General features: G+C 64.9%; 18 protein-coding genes. 5 read left to right on the plus strand and 13 right to left on the minus strand.

Annotated elements, in window-relative coordinates:
- Positions 1–188: 188 nt before the first annotated feature.
- The 6 genes from MUH00_RS11460 to MUH00_RS11485 form a co-directional block, all read right to left on the minus strand.
- Positions 189–461 carry a hypothetical protein gene (locus tag MUH00_RS11460; protein WP_246998634.1) on the minus strand — a complete coding sequence of 91 codons (273 nt, stop codon included), beginning with the start codon at positions 459–461 and terminating at the stop codon, positions 189–191.
- A 225-nt stretch (positions 462–686) separates the two neighbouring features.
- Positions 687–2060: a 7,8-didemethyl-8-hydroxy-5-deazariboflavin synthase subunit CofH gene (gene cofH / locus MUH00_RS11465; RefSeq protein WP_246998636.1), complete on the minus strand. Its 1374-nt coding sequence runs from the start codon at positions 2058–2060 to the stop codon at positions 687–689.
- A gap of 482 nt (positions 2061–2542) precedes the next feature.
- Entirely contained in the window at positions 2543–2869 is a 327-nt protein-coding gene (locus tag MUH00_RS11470) for a DUF7126 family protein (protein ID WP_246998638.1), read from the minus strand.
- Positions 2866–3783, minus strand: coding sequence for a glutamine-hydrolyzing GMP synthase (guaA, locus tag MUH00_RS11475; protein WP_246998640.1), 918 nt, complete (start codon positions 3781–3783; stop codon positions 2866–2868). The genes MUH00_RS11470 and guaA overlap by 4 nt, the downstream gene beginning before the upstream one ends.
- Positions 3783–5459, minus strand: a complete 1677-nt coding sequence (gene pyrG, locus MUH00_RS11480; RefSeq protein WP_246998642.1) for a glutamine hydrolyzing CTP synthase — start codon at positions 5457–5459, stop codon at positions 3783–3785. The genes guaA and pyrG overlap by 1 nt, the downstream gene beginning before the upstream one ends.
- A 761-nt stretch (positions 5460–6220) precedes the next feature.
- Entirely contained in the window at positions 6221–6646 is a 426-nt protein-coding gene (locus MUH00_RS11485; protein WP_246998644.1) for a hypothetical protein, read from the minus strand.
- Between the two features lie 136 nt (positions 6647–6782).
- On the opposite strand from MUH00_RS11485, the gene MUH00_RS11490 reads away from it, so the two are divergent.
- Positions 6783–7685, plus strand: a complete 903-nt coding sequence (locus MUH00_RS11490; protein WP_246998646.1) for a PH domain-containing protein — start codon at positions 6783–6785, stop codon at positions 7683–7685.
- 43 nt (positions 7686–7728) lie between these two features.
- Here MUH00_RS11490 and MUH00_RS11495 read toward each other — a convergent pair whose 3' ends face one another.
- From MUH00_RS11495 to MUH00_RS11510, 4 genes are all read right to left on the minus strand, one after another.
- The gene (locus MUH00_RS11495; protein ID WP_246998648.1) at positions 7729–7929 is read right to left on the minus strand and encodes a hypothetical protein; all 201 of its coding nucleotides are present in this window, start codon (positions 7927–7929) and stop codon (positions 7729–7731) included.
- Between the two features lie 330 nt (positions 7930–8259).
- Positions 8260–10059: a translation initiation factor IF-2 gene (gene infB, locus MUH00_RS11500; RefSeq protein ID WP_246998650.1), complete on the minus strand. Its 1800-nt coding sequence runs from the start codon at positions 10057–10059 to the stop codon at positions 8260–8262.
- A 111-nt stretch (positions 10060–10170) separates the two neighbouring features.
- Positions 10171–10617 (minus strand): sensor histidine kinase, encoded by a 447-nt coding sequence (locus MUH00_RS11505; protein WP_246998652.1) that lies wholly within the window; start codon positions 10615–10617, stop codon positions 10171–10173.
- A 15-nt stretch (positions 10618–10632) separates the two neighbouring features.
- Positions 10633–11058, minus strand: a complete 426-nt coding sequence (locus MUH00_RS11510; RefSeq protein ID WP_246998654.1) for a nitrogen regulation protein NR(II) — start codon at positions 11056–11058, stop codon at positions 10633–10635.
- Positions 11059–11108: 50 nt separating this feature from the next.
- Between MUH00_RS11510 and MUH00_RS11515 the strand changes: the two genes are divergently transcribed.
- Entirely contained in the window at positions 11109–11354 is a 246-nt protein-coding gene (locus tag MUH00_RS11515; RefSeq protein WP_246998656.1) for a PRC-barrel domain-containing protein, read from the plus strand.
- Between the two features lie 4 nt (positions 11355–11358).
- Positions 11359–11817 carry an NOB1 family endonuclease gene (locus MUH00_RS11520; RefSeq protein WP_246998658.1) on the plus strand — a complete coding sequence of 153 codons (459 nt, stop codon included), beginning with the start codon at positions 11359–11361 and terminating at the stop codon, positions 11815–11817.
- Between the two features lie 60 nt (positions 11818–11877).
- Here the strand turns inward: MUH00_RS11520 and MUH00_RS11525 are convergent, their stop codons facing one another.
- The 3 genes from MUH00_RS11525 to MUH00_RS11535 all read right to left on the minus strand — a co-directional run bounded on the left by MUH00_RS11525 (position 11878) and on the right by MUH00_RS11535 (position 14852).
- The gene (locus tag MUH00_RS11525) at positions 11878–13002 is read right to left on the minus strand and encodes a CPBP family intramembrane glutamic endopeptidase (RefSeq protein ID WP_246998660.1); all 1125 of its coding nucleotides are present in this window, start codon (positions 13000–13002) and stop codon (positions 11878–11880) included.
- Between the two features lie 156 nt (positions 13003–13158).
- Positions 13159–13386: a DUF7860 family protein gene (locus tag MUH00_RS11530; RefSeq protein WP_246998662.1), complete on the minus strand. Its 228-nt coding sequence runs from the start codon at positions 13384–13386 to the stop codon at positions 13159–13161.
- A 170-nt stretch (positions 13387–13556) separates the two neighbouring features.
- Positions 13557–14852, minus strand: coding sequence for a glucose-6-phosphate isomerase (locus MUH00_RS11535; RefSeq protein WP_246998664.1), 1296 nt, complete (start codon positions 14850–14852; stop codon positions 13557–13559).
- A gap of 116 nt (positions 14853–14968) precedes the next feature.
- On the opposite strand from MUH00_RS11535, the gene MUH00_RS11540 reads away from it, so the two are divergent.
- Entirely contained in the window at positions 14969–15442 is a 474-nt protein-coding gene (locus MUH00_RS11540) for an MOSC domain-containing protein (RefSeq protein ID WP_246998667.1), read from the plus strand.
- A gap of 69 nt (positions 15443–15511) precedes the next feature.
- Complete coding sequence (locus tag MUH00_RS11545) at positions 15512–15811, plus strand: hypothetical protein (RefSeq protein WP_246998669.1); 300 nt, start codon at positions 15512–15514, stop codon at positions 15809–15811.
- Positions 15812–15891 lie beyond the last annotated feature (80 nt).

Consider the following 15891-nt stretch of genomic DNA (forward strand, 5'->3'; position numbering starts at 1 on the left):
TGCAGGATACAGTCTCTACGAGTAGCATAAAAAACATTTCATCTACGCCGGCGACGCGATTCACTCGGTTCCGAACGTTCTCTCCGGCGAACGGCACGAGAATGAGGGTGCGGTGTGCAAGCGCGGCCCGTAGTTGTCACGCTGGCGGGATGACGGCTGCTCGATCGCTCCCGCACTACCCGCGACGGCTACCGAATTCGGAACTGACCCGATTCGGACTCCTCGAGCGTCGCCTCCTCGCGCAGTTTCACTACCCGGCCCGTCGGGTTCGGTTCGACCTCGGCGCTGGCGTCGATCGATTCGAGCGTTCCCAACAACTGCGCCGTCGGCGGTTTCTGTGCGGCGGCGCAGTCGTAGATCGTGAGCAGGCCGCGATCGCCCGCCTCGCGATCGTAGACCACGATCCGGGCGTGGTTCGGCAGGTGCCACTCGTCGTCTGCGGTCGGAACGAGGTGGTTCACACCGAGTATCCGTCCGGGGACGGGAAAAACGCTCGTTCGATCGCCGGGTATCGACCAACGGCACGAGAACGCGGCCGAAGAAGTGACGATCCGATCGCCGTATGACGGTTCCGGCAGCGCGACTCAGTCCACGATCGCTATCGCGTCCGTTTCGGACAGCTCTTCGTCGGCGTTTTCCTTCGGATACACGCGTACCTCGTACGTGTATTCGCCGAAATCGACCGCTCAATCGTCCGCTGCGATCGATCGATCCTCGGACGCCAGCAGCGGCGTTCCGTCCGCCTTCGGTCCTAGCTGCGGTCCGAACGGCGGGTCGTCGGGATCGATGACGCGCCGTTTCTCGTAGTCGGTCGAGCGCTCGACCGGCACGCGCCCGATCGAGGTGATCAGCTCGACGTAGTCCGCGAACGATCGGAACTCGCCGTACCCGCCGCCGGCGCGCTTGGTGATCTCCTCGGAGAGGATCGTCCCCATGAAGTCGTCGGCGCCGCAGGTGAGCATCTTGAGTCCGCCCTCGTCGCCGTACTTGACCCAGGAGGACTGGACGTGGTCGATGTTGTCGAGGAACAGTCGCGAGACCGCGATCATCAGTTCGTCCTCGTCCCGCGAGGCGCCACCGGAAACGACGTCGTGCTCGAAAAGCGGCGTGTTCTGGTGGACGAACGAGAGCGGAACGAACTCCGTGATCGCACCGTCGACTCGCTCTTGCAGGTCGCGGACGCGTTTGAGGTGGAGCGCGCGGTGGGCCTCGTTCTCGACGTGGCCGTACATGATCGTCGCCGTGAGGCCGAGGCCGACGTTCGCGGCGGCCTCCATGGCTTCGAGCCACTCGTCGGTGCCGATCTTGCCGGGACAGATTACGTCTCGGACCTCGTCGACGAGGATCTCGGCGGCGGTTCCGGGAACCGTATCGAGGCCCGCCTCCTTCAGCCGGCCGTAGACCTCCTCGTAGGACCAGTCCGTGCCGCGGCGGGCGTGGTACCCTTCCTCCGGGGTCATCGAGTGGACGTGGACGCCGCCGACGCTCATCGCCGAGATCTGGTCGACGTAGGTGCCAGGGCTCGTCTCGTACCGTTCGGGCGGTTTGTAGTTGACGTCCTTCGGATCGGGGTGGCTCTCGAGGATCTCGCGGTGTTCCTCGTCCAGCGCGAACGCGGGGTGGAGCCCGGAGACCGAACAGACCTCGTAGATGCCGCGATCGACCGCGTCCGCGACGATCTCGCGGGACTCCGCCGACGTCTTCGTGAAGCCGGCGGTCTCGACCTCGCTCTCGCGCTCGAAGGTGTGGGCGGCGTCCTTGAAGTTACAGAACAGACAGCCGACGTTGCAGGCCGTCGTGACGTTATTGTTCAGGTTCGCGACGAAGGTGACCTCCTCGCCGACCACCTCGGCCCGGCGCCGATCGGCCGCCTCGAGCACCCGCTCTTTGCGGTCGCGGCGGATCCCCTCGGCGTCCGTTCCCGCGGTGAGCAACTCGATCGCGTCGTCGACGGTGAGTCGATCGCCGTTACGGGCTTTCTCGAGTGCGTTCTCGAACGATTGATCGGTCTCGGGAACGTAGTCGAACGTGAGGTCGGTTTCGGTCACCGGTCCGTCCATCGTGGTGACGATGTCCGTACAGCGAGAAAAGGGTGATGAATGGTCGATGGACTCGGATGTGTCGGATTCGAAAGTCCACGCCGGGGTGCCAACTGGCACCCCGGATGCCAGAACCGCTGGGTGTAACGCGAGCCGGTGCAGGGGCCCGCGTTACAGAGCGAATAGACGGTGTGGCAATGGTGGGGGGAAGGGTGCTGTGGTGGGGTTGCTGGAAGTCACGGGGAAAGGCTGTGGGTGCCTTCGGTGGGGTCTGCCCGTCGACCTCCACTCCTCTCTATCGGCGGGATGCACTTGAACAGCGGCGACAGTATACGAGTCTTATATCGAATTCCACCGAATTTAAACCGAATTCAATCGCTCGAAAAGCCGTCCGAGAACGTTCATACGGCAGAAGTAGCTAAATATAATTGTTTTATGTTGAAAACTAGGCCAGCGAACACGCACGCCGGCGTCGTGAATTCGAAGACAGAAACCCGATTCGGTTAGCCGACTAGTTCCTCGGCGACGACTCGCGCGTCCATCAGTCGCGGATCGATCGCGAGATCGAGTTGGCCCTTGACGAACTCCGGGATGGTCCGTCTGGCGTACGTGACCGTCCGCAGATCCTCGTTGAGATCGACCGCGATCGGGATCGTCGTCGCCTGATCGATGTCCGTCAGCACGTACAGGTCCGCGTCGACGATCCCCGCCCGTTCCAGCGCCGGGCGGGAGACGACCCCGTTGAGCCGGGTGACGTCGACGCCCTCGGCTTCGAGCGCCGCGGCGATTCCGTCGTCGTCCGGGCCGGTGACGATCGCGTCCATATTCATTCGTACTCGATCGTGGCGGGCGGTTTGTGCGTCACGTCGTAGACGACGCGAGCGACGTTCTCGTTAGTGCCAGTGATGCGGGATTGGATGCGCTGGAGCGTCTCCCAGTCGATCTCCTGGGCGCGGGCGGTCATACCGTCCCGCGACTCGACGGAGCGGACGGAGACGACCCAGCCGTGAACGCGGTTGTCGCCTTTGACGCCCGTCGCCTTCCCGATGACGGCTGCAAGCGCTTGCCACGGCTCGTACGCCTCGAGTTCCTCCTCGACGACGTGACAGGCGTCCCGGGCGACCTCGAGTTTCTCCTCGGTGACTTCGCCGATCACGCGAACGGCGAGCCCCGGGCCGGGGAACGGCATTCGCTCGGCGACGATCTCGTCCAAGCCGAGGTGGCGTGCCACCTCGCGCACCTCGTCCTTGTAGAGGTCGCGGACGGGTTCGACGATGCCGTCGAAGTCGACGACGTCGGGGAGGCCGCCGACGTTGTGGTGGGACTTGATCCCGCCCTCGCTCTCGATGCGATCGGGGTAGATCGTCCCCTGGACGAGGTAGTCCGCGTCGGCATCTTTCGCCTCGCGCTCGAACTCGCGGATGAACTGCTCGCCGATGACCGCCCGCTTCTCCTCGGGATCGGTGACGCCTTCGAGGGCGTCGAGGAATCGATCCTTCGCGACGACGATCCGCAGCGACTCCATGTAGTCGAACGTCTCGCGAATCTGATCGGTCTCGCCCTTGCGCATGAGGCCGGTGTCGACGTACACCGGCGTGAGCCGATCGCCGATCGCCTCGTAGGCCAGGGCGGCGGCGACCGAGGAGTCGACGCCGCCCGAGAGGGCGATGACGGCGTTCGAATCGCCGATTTCGTCTCTGATCTCTGCGACTGCTTCCGGAACGAACGTCTCTGTTTCGACCATCAGTGGGTAACCTCCGTTTCGGCGTCGGTTTCGGTGCCGTCGGCCGACTCGGACGCTGTTCGATCGACGACGGCCTCGACCAGCCCGAGGAACGGGGGACTCGGCTGGCCGGGACGGGACGTGTACTCGGGGTGGAACTGCGTTCCGAGGAAGTAGGGGTGTCCGTCGAGTTCGAGGATCTCCATCCGGTTACCCGCGGTGCCGGAGAAGACGAGAGGTTCGTCCTCGAACGCGTCGAAGTACTCGGGGTTGACCTCGTAACGGTGGCGGTGGCGCTCGGAACAGGACGTGTCGCCGTAGAGCTCGTAGGCGAGCGTCTCGGGTTCGATCACCGTCGTATGCTCGCCGAGTCGCATCGTGCCGCCCATGTCCTCGACCTCGTACTGTTCGGGCAGGATGTCGATGACCGGGTGGGGCGTCTCCCCGTCCATCTCCGCCGAGTGAGCGCCCTCCAGCGCTAGGACGTTCCGGGCGTACTCGACGACGGCCATCTGGAAGCCGAGACAGAGCCCGAGGAAGGGGACGTCGTTCTCGCGGGCGTACCGGACGGCCTCGATCTTGCCTTCGGAGCCGCGCATCCCGAAGCCGCCGGGGACGATGACGCCGTCCACGTCGTCGAGTTGGCCGTCGTGGCCGTCGGCGATCTCGCCGGCGGACACCCAGTGGACGTTCACGTCGACGTCGAGTTCGAAGCCCGCGTGTTTGAGCGATTCGTGAATCGACATGTAGGCGTCCTCCAGATCGTACTTGCCAACCAGCGCGACGTCGACAGTGCCGTCTTTCTCCGTCGTGACGATCTCTCGCCATTCGTTGGTCCGCTCGCCCTCCGGCAGCGCGTCGCCGGCGAGCCCGAACCGTTCGAGCACGTACTGGTCGAGCCCCTCGTCCTCGACCATCAGCGGGACGTGGTAGACGTCGTCGACGTCCGGGTTCGAGAAGACGGCTTCAGTCGGAATGTCGCAGAACAGGGCGATCTTTTCCTTCGTCTCGGGGGCGAGTCGGTCCTCACAGCGGCCGACGATCACGTCGGGCTGGAGGCCGATCGATCGGACCTCCTTGACGCTGTGTTGCGTGGGCTTGGTCTTTTGCTCGCCGTTTTTCGAATACGGAACCAGGGTGACGTGGACGAACAGGACGTTCTCCTCGGGTTCCTCGTGGGCGAACTGTCGCAGGGCTTCGAGGTAGGGCATGCCCTCGATGTCGCCGACCGTGCCGCCGACCTCGACGATGCAGACGTCGGTTCCCTCGGCGGCTTCCCGAATGCGGCGCTTGATGTCGTCGGTGATGTGCGGGATGATCTGGACCGTCTTCCCCAGGTAGTCGCCGGCGCGCTCTTGCTCGATGACGTGCTGGTAGGTCTTCCCGGTGGTGATGTTGTGGTCCGAGGTCATGTCGACGTCGAGGAACCGCTCGTAGTTCCCCAGGTCGAGGTCGACCTCGCCCCCGTCCTCTAAGACGTAGACTTCCCCGTGCTGGTAGGGGTTCATCGTCCCCGCGTCGACGTTCAGGTACGGATCGATCTTGACGGCGGTGACGTCGAACCCGGCGTTCTTCAGGAGTCGGCCGGTACTTGCGGCCGTGATCCCCTTCCCGAGTCCGGACATCACGCCGCCGGTGACGAAGATGAACTTGTTCCCCAGCGAGGGGTCATAATGAGTGTCCGATTCCGTCGGCATACCGAGTGTCCGAGTGAACAGTTGAAAACGATTTCGGAGAGGGGCGGGAGCGCCAGTCGCTACCATACGACGGCTGCTCCGCATTTGCGATCGGAACGCGAATCTCGTAGTCCCGCGATAACCGGAGCGCGTCCTGTCCGGTGACGCACGATGAAGTGCACTCTTGACCGTTGCAAATGACCGTTACCGGCGATCTCGGAGCTGAAGGTCATATCCACATCGTGTCGAGATCCGATGTACGGCCTCGCTGAATGCTGCCATCGTTTCTGCGTCGGGGAACCGAATCTCCGACGGCCGTCGTTCAACCCGACTTCCGATCTGTCGACGTATTCGCGCCGGTACCGAATCGTCTCGGATGGACCACGTGAGGGCGGCGACCGGATCCCTCCCGTCGAACTCGATCGCTGCAATGTCTTCTAGTTCGTACACCCGCGACTGGGTTTGCGTTTCCACAGCGAGTTCCACGCCAGTTGTCCCCGGCTGCGGTTCATAGCGGCAGTCGTCGCCCTCCCAGGAGGGCGCGTCCGATCACAACTAGTGCACGTGACGATGCGTCTAACGGTCCAGTATGACTGCTGGGACGGGATGTCAGTAGCGAGGTCCCCAGCGTGCGATCGCATACCCGACTGCAGCCGCAACAGCAGCTGGAATGTACGATACCCGCGGATCTGCTGTCGTATTTATTGTCTTCCGTCGCGCTCGCTACTGTACTGACTCCGGGGGTACCATCTCCCTCACGGTATTCCCGACGCCGCGTATACTTACGGTTCCTCGTCCATCTCCACCTTTCCCTGCGGATCGTCTTCCTTCGACACCTTACCCTCGGCCGCTCCCTCTTCTACCTCCAGGTCCTGAACCTCGACGATTTCCGCCTGGTCGAGATACTCGATGCCGCCGCCCATTCGGAGTTGGATCGTCCGTCCCGGGAGATCCGGATCGTCCGCGTCGGTCGGCTGTTGCGGTACCGAGACGGCGGTGACCCCTTCGATCGTGACGGAGCGTTTCTGGATCGGATCGTCCTCGTACTCGACCGTCTCCCACGTCTCCATGTCGAATTCGTCGATGTTCTTGCCGAAGTATTCCTCCGGTTCCTTGTTGACGGTATCCTCGGTCTGGGACTCGCCGGTCGTCCGGTTGTCGTCGAACTGGACCTCCTCGTGTTTGTACTGTCGAAGGTGGACGAGCATACTCGAACCCATTACCTGTGACGTGTTAATCCTTGACGGGGAAACTGCTGGCAACCCCCGCCCCGAAACGGCCGAGCATTTACCGATCGACAAGACCGAGGTTATTTTATCCGTGGGATCAAACACTGCGAACGTTGTGGAATCACGCACGGACTACGCCCGTATCGAGATCGGCGAACCCGACATCGGATTCCAGGCCGGATTCGGGTTCTACCTCGGACTCGTCGCCGCCGGATTCGCGGCGATCGCCGGGATACTCGCCGACCTGACGACGGCGGCGCTGCTGGGTCTCCTCCCGACTTTCGTGACCGCCGTGACGATCGTCGGCCACGTGCTCGCAAAGCGCGCCCACGGCCTCCCCGAGGAGATCGGCCGAAGCCGTCGCCTCCGCCTCGCCTGCTACCTCCCGCCGGTTGCGGCCGTCGCGACGTTTTACGCCGCTTACGCCGGCCTGATCGAAGCCGGCGGCCGGTTCGCCCTCGTCACGGCGCTGACCGTCCTGCTGACCGGCATTGCGGCGTTTGGCGTCGATCGGATGTCGCGCAACCGGTACGTCGACATGGTCACCGCGGACGAACCCGCGGCGACCTGGACCTATTGGCGGACCTCCTCCGGGTTCTCTCAGCCGGTCTTCACCGTGATTATGGCTATCACGACGCTCTTCGGCGCCGGAACCGCACTGACCGGACACCCGCAGGGGCTGTTCTGGTCGGCGTACGGTCTCCTCATGCTCTATCTGCACCACTCCGATCGGTACGCAGACGAGTTCGGGTCCGGCGATCGGTGGACCGCGCCGAAACTGCGCGCTCACGAGGCCGGACTCGTCGTCGGCCGTCCGTTCGCGAAGACGCTCGTCCCGTGGGACGACGTCGAGGACGTCCGACTCACCGACGACGCGCTCGTCGTCGAGCGCCGACGCTTCGGCCGTCGGTCCCGCTGGTTCGATCTCCGCTGCGACCGCGAGGCGATCGACGATCCCGAGGCCGTCGCGGAGGCGATCGAAGCGGTGCGCTCGCCGCTCGCTGCTCACTCTCGCTAGCGACTCGCGAGGGTCCTCTCGAATCGGATCGATATCGTCCGACTCACGAGTTCCGCGGGGCGTTTCCGAACCGCCGTCTCCGTCGGACGCTGTCGGAGAGCAGCGACCGCTGGAGGATTGCGAGGAAGGCGAATGCGCCAGCGAGCGCGAGGAACTTCGTCGTCGATCCGATCGCCAGACTGTAGAACAGTCCGGTACCGAGGGCCACGTACAGTACGACAAGAAGCCAGACGATCCGGATCATGGGAGTAACACGCGAGGAGGAACGATAAGGATAGTGGCTGGCGGTGTCGGTTTCCGCGCGCGGTCCGTTACCGAGCGCCGTCAGTCCGTTTCGTTTGCGCCGACGGGAGCATCCGACGATGGAGACGGCCGGCAGACCTACTACGAGCTCCCCACCTCGGGCGACAGGAGATCGACGCGGATTACCGCAGCGTCACCGGATCCGATCCCGCGCAGTAGCTGACGGTCGAGGAGGAGTCGAGGTCCCAGTTCGGACGAAAACGCCGAATCAGTGGACGGTTACGTGGTTCTTCGAACGGTTTTGTTCGATTCGAGACGACGGACTCACCGCTTACTTGCCCCAGAACGGATCGCGACTCCGGAGTTTGTCGAGGTACATGTTCAGCGCTTCGAGTTCGTCGCCGGGGATCTCGCTCGCGAGTTCCTGTTCCAAGATCTTCGCGTGCTTCTCGGGGAGTTCCGCCCAGAGTTCGTCGTCCTCCTCGATCTGGCGGCCGACGGTGGGACCGTCGATCGCGACCGAGACGCGGTTGCCGGCACGGGCCTCGTCGACGTCCTCGCCCTGCTCCTGAATCCCCTTGATCCGGCCGACGCGATCGGGCTCGTTGCCTTCGAATTTGACGACGTTCGTGTTATTCTGCAACGTCCCGGAGTTCACTTCGACGCCGACGACCGCGGGGTCGTTCTGGCGGAAGGTGTGGTCCGGCAGGATCCGGAACCGGGCCGGTCGGACGATGTTCTCGAGGATGGTGTCCTGTTGGGCGCGCTCGATCTCCTCGACGAACTCCTCGTACTCCTCGATCAACTGGTAGATGACCTGGTCGGTAAAGACCGTCACGTCCTCGATCTCGGCGCGCTGATTCGCGTCGGAGAGGACGTCGACGTTGAACCCGAGGATCACCTGCTGTTTCGGATCGTCGGCCGTCGACGCGACGGAGACGTCCCGCGGGGCGACGTCGCCGACTTCCGCGCGGACGATCGGCACCTCCGCCTCCTCCAGAGCGTCGGCCATCGCCTCGAGGCTCCCCAGGGTGTCGGCTTTGACGACGACGCCTTGCTCTTCGGTGTCGACGGCGATGTCCGCGAGTTCGGCCTCGACTTCCTCGATGACCTCGTCGAGATCGCGGTTCCGGACCACGCGGACGGGCGCGCCGGCCATCGCGTCCCCGAGGTCGGGCGCGGCGACCTTGATCCCGGCCGCGGCGCCGACCTCGTCGACTTTCTCGAAGCGGCTCTCGGTGCGAATCTCGGCGAGCGGTCGCGGCTGGAGCAGCGCGCGAACTTCGGTGACGATCGGATCGTTCTGTCCGCCGACGACGATCGTGTCGTCGGCTCTGATGGTGCCGTCGTAGAGGACGATGTCGACCGTCTTCCCGAAGCCCTTCTCCTCTTTGACTTCGAGGACGGTCCCGACGCCGGGGCCGGCGACGTCGATCTCCATCTCCTCTTTCATGTACCGCTGGGAGAGCCCCATCATCACGGTGAGCAGGTCCGGGACGCCCTCGCCGGTCATCGCCGAGACGGGGACGACGCCGACGTTTCGCTGGAAGTTCTGGACCCGCCAGTACAGGTCCGCGGAGAAGCCCTCGTCCGAGAGGTTCCCGATGATCTCGTAGAGGCTTTCGTCCAGTCGTCCCCGGACCCGATCGGACTGAGACTCGTAGGTCGCGGTGATCGGTGCGTCCTCCGTCGGATTCCAGCCGGGGACGGTGTCGATCTTGTTCGCGGCGACGATAAACGGCGTCTGCGATCGCTTGAGGATGTCGAGGGCCTCGAGCGTCTGGGGCTGGAACCCGTCGTTGACGTCGACGACGAGGATCGCGATGTCCGCGAGCGCGCCGCCGCGCGATCGCAGCGTCGTAAAGGAGTGGTGGCCCGGCGTATCGATGAACAGCAGGCCGGGCAGATCGAAGTCGTCGGGATCGACGAGGTCGCCCGCGATCGTCGAGACGATGTCGAGCGGAACCGCGGTGGCGCCGATGTGCTGGGTGATCGCGCCCGCTTCGCCCTCGATGACCGCGGAGCCGCGGATCTTGTCGAGGAGACTGGTCTTACCGTGATCGACGTGGCCGAGAACGGCGACGATCGGCGTTCGAAGAGATGTGGGATCGTGCGTATCCGAATCAGACATGGTGAACCACCCGAGAAGGTCTTAACTAACACGTCGGTAGAGCGGTAGTTAAACCCATCGTCACGCCGTCGATCGCCGTCGTAGGAGGGGCTCCGTCGCGCGGTTCGCCTCCTACGATTCCGCCACGACCGGCAACTCGATCGTGACAACCGTTCCCTCGGGATCGTTGTCTTCGACCTCGATCGAGCCGCCGTACCACCGGACGAACGTCCGAACCAGATGGAGTCCTAATCCGGACCCGGCGCTGTGCTCGCCTTTGACCCCGCGCTCGAAGATTTCGTCCCGCATCGACGCGGGGATTCCAGGGCCGTTATCGGAGACGTGAACGCAAACCCGATCACCGACGGCGTCGACGGAGACGTCGACCTGCGGCGTCTCCTTGTCGTTGTGCAGGACGGGGTTTCGAAGGACGTTACTGAACGCGGAGGAGAGCGCCCTATCACGACGACATCGACGTCCGGAACGTCTCGGAGCGCGAACTCTGCTTCCGGGAACGCCTCTCTCGCCTTTCGGACCTCGTCGCCGAGCGTGTCCGCGAGGGAGATCGATCGGTTCCACTCCTCGGTGGGCGTTTCAAGCGGCTCCGAGTTCGGTCGCGATCTGGGTGAGATCGGCGATGTGCCTGACGGACTGATCGATGCGGTCGAGAAATGGAGCCGTCTCGGTTTCGAACGGCGTCTCGTCGAGAACTTCGGCCCACCCGAGCGCGACCATCGTGTCGTTGCGGATGTCGTGGCGCAGCATCTCGTTTAGCGTCTCGAGTTGCTCGTTGTGCCGTTCCATGAGCCGGTCGTACTGCACCTGCTTGGTGACGTCCTGGATGACCACGTGGCGGCCGTACTCGACGCCCTGGACGTCGGCGAGCGGTGACGTCGACACGCGGTAGATCCGATCGTCGATCCGCAGCTCCGGCCGCCGCTCTCCCGTGATGATCGCGTCGACCCGTTCGGCCGCCACGGGATCGATGCGAGCGCGTTCGATCGGTCGATCGGCTGACAAACGTCGGACGCCCCGTGGTCTTTAATAGCAACTAGTAAGTACGGGATAGCATGAGCGATATACTCGCTGAAAATCTCTCGGGGAAGTCCGTCATGGGATCCGACGGCACCGAGTTGGGACTGCTCTACAACATCACGATGGACCTCAAATCGGGGACGCTCCGAAATCTCGTCGTCAACCCGGACGAAGAAGTGTCCCCCCGGAACGTCGACTTCGAACTCGACGATACCGGCCGCTTCCTGGTCCCCGTCAGCCGCGTGCAAGCGGTGAAAGACTACATCGTCGTCCAGCGCTAACGGTATGTACGTTCTCGATTCCTCGGCTTTTATTCACGACTTCCACACGACAGCGCAGACTGCAACCATCCCGCTCGTTCGCGACGAACTCGAGGACGAGAGCGCCTATCGCTACGACGCGATGGAGGGCTCGGGAATGCACATCCACATTCCCAACGAGGACACGACCGAGAAGGTGCGGCGCGCGGCGCGGGAGTCCGGCGACCTCGAGGTCCTCTCCGAGACGGACGTTCGACTCGTCGCCGCGAGTTTCGAACTCGACGGGACGCTCGTCACGGACGACTACGCGATGCAGAACGTCGCCGAGAAACTCAACGTCGACGTCGAAGTGATCGCGCGCGACGGCATCGAGGAACAGCGCCACTGGCACTGGCAGTGTCAGGGCTGCGGCCGCGAGTTCGACGACCAGAAGGACCGGTGTCCGATCTGTGGCTCCCCGTTGGCTCGCAAGAACCCCTCGTAGGAGACGACCGATCCGAGGTACCGTTCGAGAGTCGGGTGACGAAGAGCGGCGGTCCCGCTTTCAGGCGTAGGTGACATACATGTTCGCGAAGAGGATCGCGTCGTACAGCCCGTGGACGAGCGCCGGAACCAGCAGGTTCTCGGTCCGTTCGTAGAGCGTTCCGAGGACGATCGAGAGGCTGAAGATCACGGTCAAGCTGGCGATGATCTGGCCGGGGCCGGCGGTTCCGTATGCGAGGACGTGAACGACGGCGAAGATCACGCTCCCGACCACGACGGCGCCGTAGCGGGAGAAGGTCTCGTACAGTGATTTCTGGATGACGTTCCGGTAGAGTAGTTCCTCGAACGGGCCGATGATTAGGATCGCGGCCGGGATCAACACCAGCATGATTGTGGGGTTTTCCTGGGCCTGCTGGGCGGTCCCGTGTTCGGCGCTCTCGACGCCGGCCGACTGGAAGACGAGCGAGATCGATATGAGCGCGCCGAACAGGACGAGCAGCCCGCCGATCGTCCAGAGGAGGTCCCGGAGCGTCGGCACCTCGAGATCGATGTACGAGCGACCGTAGTCGTACGCCGCGAAGTAGCCGATCGCGACGGCGCCCGTCCCGAGGGCCATGCCGATCTGGCTGATCGCGATCAACTGAACCTGCGTCAGGGACGACCCCACGACCGACAGCACCGGGAGCGCGAGCAGAATCGTGACGATCTGCGCGGCGAACAGGCCGGCGAGACCGACGAGCAGCAGCGTCGTCGTGTGAACCCCGCGTTCTTTGAGTCCCGGACCGCCGATGCCGAAGAAGTCCGCGACACCGATTCCGGTCGCGATCCCTGCGGTGACGAACGCCGCGAACAACAGCGGTATCGACCACTCAACCCCCGGGAGCGCCGCCGGCACCGAGACGCCCCGGTTCAGGGCGTAGCCGGAGAGCAGGACGACCGCGAGGCTGGAGCCCGTGGCGATCGGGCCGGCGATCCGTCGATCGATCCGTCCGTGGCGACTGCCGAGAAAGGCGACGACGGCGACGATCGCGAATGCGGCCCCGCTCCAGACGACTGGATCGTCAACCCCGCGACGGACGGGGACCAGCATCGCGGCGGCGGTGAGGGCGGAGAGGCCGATCCCGACGGCGGGCGCGGCCCTGGAAGCGTACGGGCCGGTATCGTCGACCCGCGCAGTCTCGGTCATGTAGCCTGTTTTTTCGCGGACCCTCATAGGGCCACCGCAACCGGCCCGTGTCTCCGTCGTTCCGTCGCTCCTGTCCGGCGATCGAACCGATCGACCGACCGTCGACCGGCGGCGCCCCGATCGACGCCGCGCGGCGTCCAGGTCCGACGCTGCTCGTCACTCGGTCAGCGGAAGCACGACGCCGAAGCCGAAGACGGCGACGAAGGCGACGGCGATCCCGATCGCCATCATGTCGACGGCGAGCGTGAGTTCCCACTCGGGAAGGGTGCCAAACACGCGCGATCCGAGTCCCGCGACCACGGCGCCGAGAGCGAACGTCACGAATCCCGCGAGTAGCCCGCGTTTCGTCCACCGACCGTAGTCGATTCCCATGTTGTGTCCCATAGCCGAATCGTCACCGCGGTTCAGTATGGACTTTTTGATCGCCGGCGTCGCGTCCGTTCGTGCGGGCCGGTCACACGACGGCGGCGCGATCGGTCGCCCGTCCGTGACGGCGCGAACGGCCATAGCGGTGCGATCGATCGGCCATGGCGGTGCGGTCGATCGGCGGGCGGTCAGCGCTCGATTCGAAGCGCCGTCTTGTCGGCGACCGCCTCGGCTTCCTCGAACCGACCCCCGCCGAGCAGTCCCCGGGTCGCCTTCTTCGCCCACTCGACCGCCGGCTGTTCGAACGTGTTTACGCCGTACAGTTCGCCCGCGAGGACGCAGGCGGCCTCCATCCCGTACAGCAGGCCGCCGAGTTCGTACTCGTCGACCCGATCGATCTCGACGCGGACGTTCGGTCGGCCGGCGGCCGCGAGGCTCGCTTCCGTTGCCTCGAACTCCGCGGTGAGCAGGTCGCCGAGCGTCGAGTCGCCCAGGTACGCGAGGTCCTCGACCTCGGTTTCGGGGATCGATCGATCCGCGGTCTCTCGGGGCCTGACGAACGTGACGACCTTGTCGCGCGGACCGGCGCGGTAGAGTTGCAGCTGGGAGTGCTGGTCCGTCACGCCGAGTGCGCGCAGCGGCGTCTGCCCGAGGTCGTCCTTGCCGAGGCTCTCCGCCCACAGTTGCGCGAACCACTCCGAGTAGGTCTCGAGCGACTCCGCGTAGGGGACCATCGCGTTCATCGCGGCGCCGCGGACGTCCAGTGCGTAGGTCGTCGCGCCGTAGGCGTAGGCCGGGCACTCGAACAGGGAGCCGGTGAGGGTCTCGGCCTCGGCGGCCGCTCCCGCCAGCAGCGCGTCGAGATCGTGGTCGCACGTGGCCGCGGCGACCATCCCGACCGCGGAGAGCGCCGAGAACCGGCCCGGGACGCCGTCCGGGACCTTCAGTGAGGGCAGGTCGTGCCGATCGGCGAGGTCGCGAAGCGGTCCCGACTCGCCGGTCGTCACGATCGTTCGCTCGGTCCAGTCGACGCCGGCCGACTCGAACGCCTCGCGGACGACGAGGAAGTTCGCCAGCGTCTCCGCCGTCGTCCCCGATCGGGAGACCACGTTGATTGCCGTCGCGTCGAGGGGGAGCCGATCGAGGTGGGCCGCGACCCACTCGGGGTCGACGTTGTCGAGGAAGACGGTCTCGGTGTCGCTTTCGAGGGCGTCGACGATCGTCGCCGCCCCCAGCGAACTGCCGCCGATGCCGATCGTGAGCAGCGCCCCGGCGTCGGCGACGGGATCGACCGCCGCGCGGATCTCGTCTGGGTCGGTCCGCTCGGGAAGGTTGAGCGCCTCGTAGCCGTGCTCGGCGTTCGCCCGGCCGGTCTCGATGCGTTCGTGGGCGTCCGCGACCTGCTCGTCCAACCGATCGAGCGCCTCGCGCGAGACGCCCGGGGAGGCGACCGACGCGAGCGCGTTTCCGATGTCGACGTCCATATCCGTGGAGGCGATAGCCGGGTGTAAAGGCGTTCCGTCACGCGCCGGCGACGGCGGCGGAATCGGCCGCCGCGTCGGAGGTAAAGGGTTTTGTCTCGACGGACGCACGGGTTTGCATGGATCCGCGAGGAACCGTCGAAGAGATTTACGTCGCGCCGGATTCCGGCGAACCGATGCGGACGGTCGACTCCGTCGAGGCGGTCGACGGCCGCGGGCTCCGCGGCGATCGGTACTTCCGCGAGCGGGGGCTGTACGATCGGCGCGACAACCTTCAGGATGGAACCGACGTCACGCTGATCGAACGGGAGGCGCTCGACGCGGCGAAGCGCGACGACGGGACGGAGCTTCGACCCCGCGAAACGCGACGCAACATCCTGACGCGGGACGTACCGCTGAACCACCTCGTCGACCGCGAGTTCCGGGTCGGCGGGGCGACGCTCGTCGGGGTGCGGCTCTGCGAACCCTGCAGCTACATGCAGTCGCTCGCGGAGACAGAGGGCGCCGTCGCCGCGCTGGTCCACCGCGGCGGTCTGAACGCGAACGTCGTCGAGACGGGGACGATCGCGGCGGGCGATGCGATCGAGTACTGAGCGTCGATTCCGGGCCACCATTATAATCCGCGTCCAACCGCTATTGTGCCCCTTCTGGCCGACTCGACTATGGAGTGTGCGTTCTGTTCCGCGCCGGTACAGTTCAACCAGGAAAAGGTGGCACACCAGATCTGCGACCTCTCGGAGCCGGAGACCAAGCGGTGGCTCTGTCGCGACTGCGCCGAGATACGGGACGAGGGGTACAAGACCGAGGGCCTCACCGACGCGCGGGGCGGGCGCGTCGACTGTGACGAGGAGGCGGACTACGGCGTCGCGATCGTGAAGAAGACCCCTCGCGGCGACGTCGAAACCGACGGTACCGTCTTCGACGTCCTCTGCGAGTCCCACTTCGAGGAACGGGCCGGGTGAGCGGTCGACGGAACGAGGGCCGCCGGCCGAACGAGGAGCGAACTCGAAACCCGGAAAACGGGCCGCCTCCTATCGCCGTT

The sequence above is a fragment of the Halosolutus gelatinilyticus genome, assembly GCF_023028105.1.
Classification (GTDB): Archaea; Halobacteriota; Halobacteria; order Halobacteriales; family Natrialbaceae; genus Halosolutus; species Halosolutus gelatinilyticus.

What these genes read in the sequence shown, in the direction of transcription:
- infB (WP_246998650.1), bottom strand. Translation starts at nt 10,059, where the DNA reads ATGTCTGATTCGGATACGCACGATCCCACATCTCTTCGAACGCCGATC.
- MUH00_RS11470 (WP_246998638.1), bottom strand. Translation starts at nt 2,869, where the DNA reads ATGAATATGGACGCGATCGTCACCGGCCCGGACGACGACGGAATCGCC.
- MUH00_RS11540 (WP_246998667.1), top strand. Translation starts at nt 14,969, where the DNA reads ATGGATCCGCGAGGAACCGTCGAAGAGATTTACGTCGCGCCGGATTCC.
- MUH00_RS11535 (WP_246998664.1), bottom strand. Translation starts at nt 14,852, where the DNA reads ATGGACGTCGACATCGGAAACGCGCTCGCGTCGGTCGCCTCCCCGGGC.
- cofH (WP_246998636.1), bottom strand. Translation starts at nt 2,060, where the DNA reads ATGGACGGACCGGTGACCGAAACCGACCTCACGTTCGACTACGTTCCC.
- pyrG (WP_246998642.1), bottom strand. Translation starts at nt 5,459, where the DNA reads ATGCCGACGGAATCGGACACTCATTATGACCCCTCGCTGGGGAACAAG.
- MUH00_RS11515 (WP_246998656.1), top strand. Translation starts at nt 11,109, where the DNA reads ATGAGCGATATACTCGCTGAAAATCTCTCGGGGAAGTCCGTCATGGGA.
- MUH00_RS11545 (WP_246998669.1), top strand. Translation starts at nt 15,512, where the DNA reads ATGGAGTGTGCGTTCTGTTCCGCGCCGGTACAGTTCAACCAGGAAAAG.
- MUH00_RS11530 (WP_246998662.1), bottom strand. Translation starts at nt 13,386, where the DNA reads ATGGGACACAACATGGGAATCGACTACGGTCGGTGGACGAAACGCGGG.
- guaA (WP_246998640.1), bottom strand. Translation starts at nt 3,783, where the DNA reads ATGGTCGAAACAGAGACGTTCGTTCCGGAAGCAGTCGCAGAGATCAGA.
- MUH00_RS11520 (WP_246998658.1), top strand. Translation starts at nt 11,359, where the DNA reads ATGTACGTTCTCGATTCCTCGGCTTTTATTCACGACTTCCACACGACA.
- MUH00_RS11525 (WP_246998660.1), bottom strand. Translation starts at nt 13,002, where the DNA reads ATGACCGAGACTGCGCGGGTCGACGATACCGGCCCGTACGCTTCCAGG.
- MUH00_RS11485 (WP_246998644.1), bottom strand. Translation starts at nt 6,646, where the DNA reads ATGCTCGTCCACCTTCGACAGTACAAACACGAGGAGGTCCAGTTCGAC.
- MUH00_RS11495 (WP_246998648.1), bottom strand. Translation starts at nt 7,929, where the DNA reads ATGATCCGGATCGTCTGGCTTCTTGTCGTACTGTACGTGGCCCTCGGT.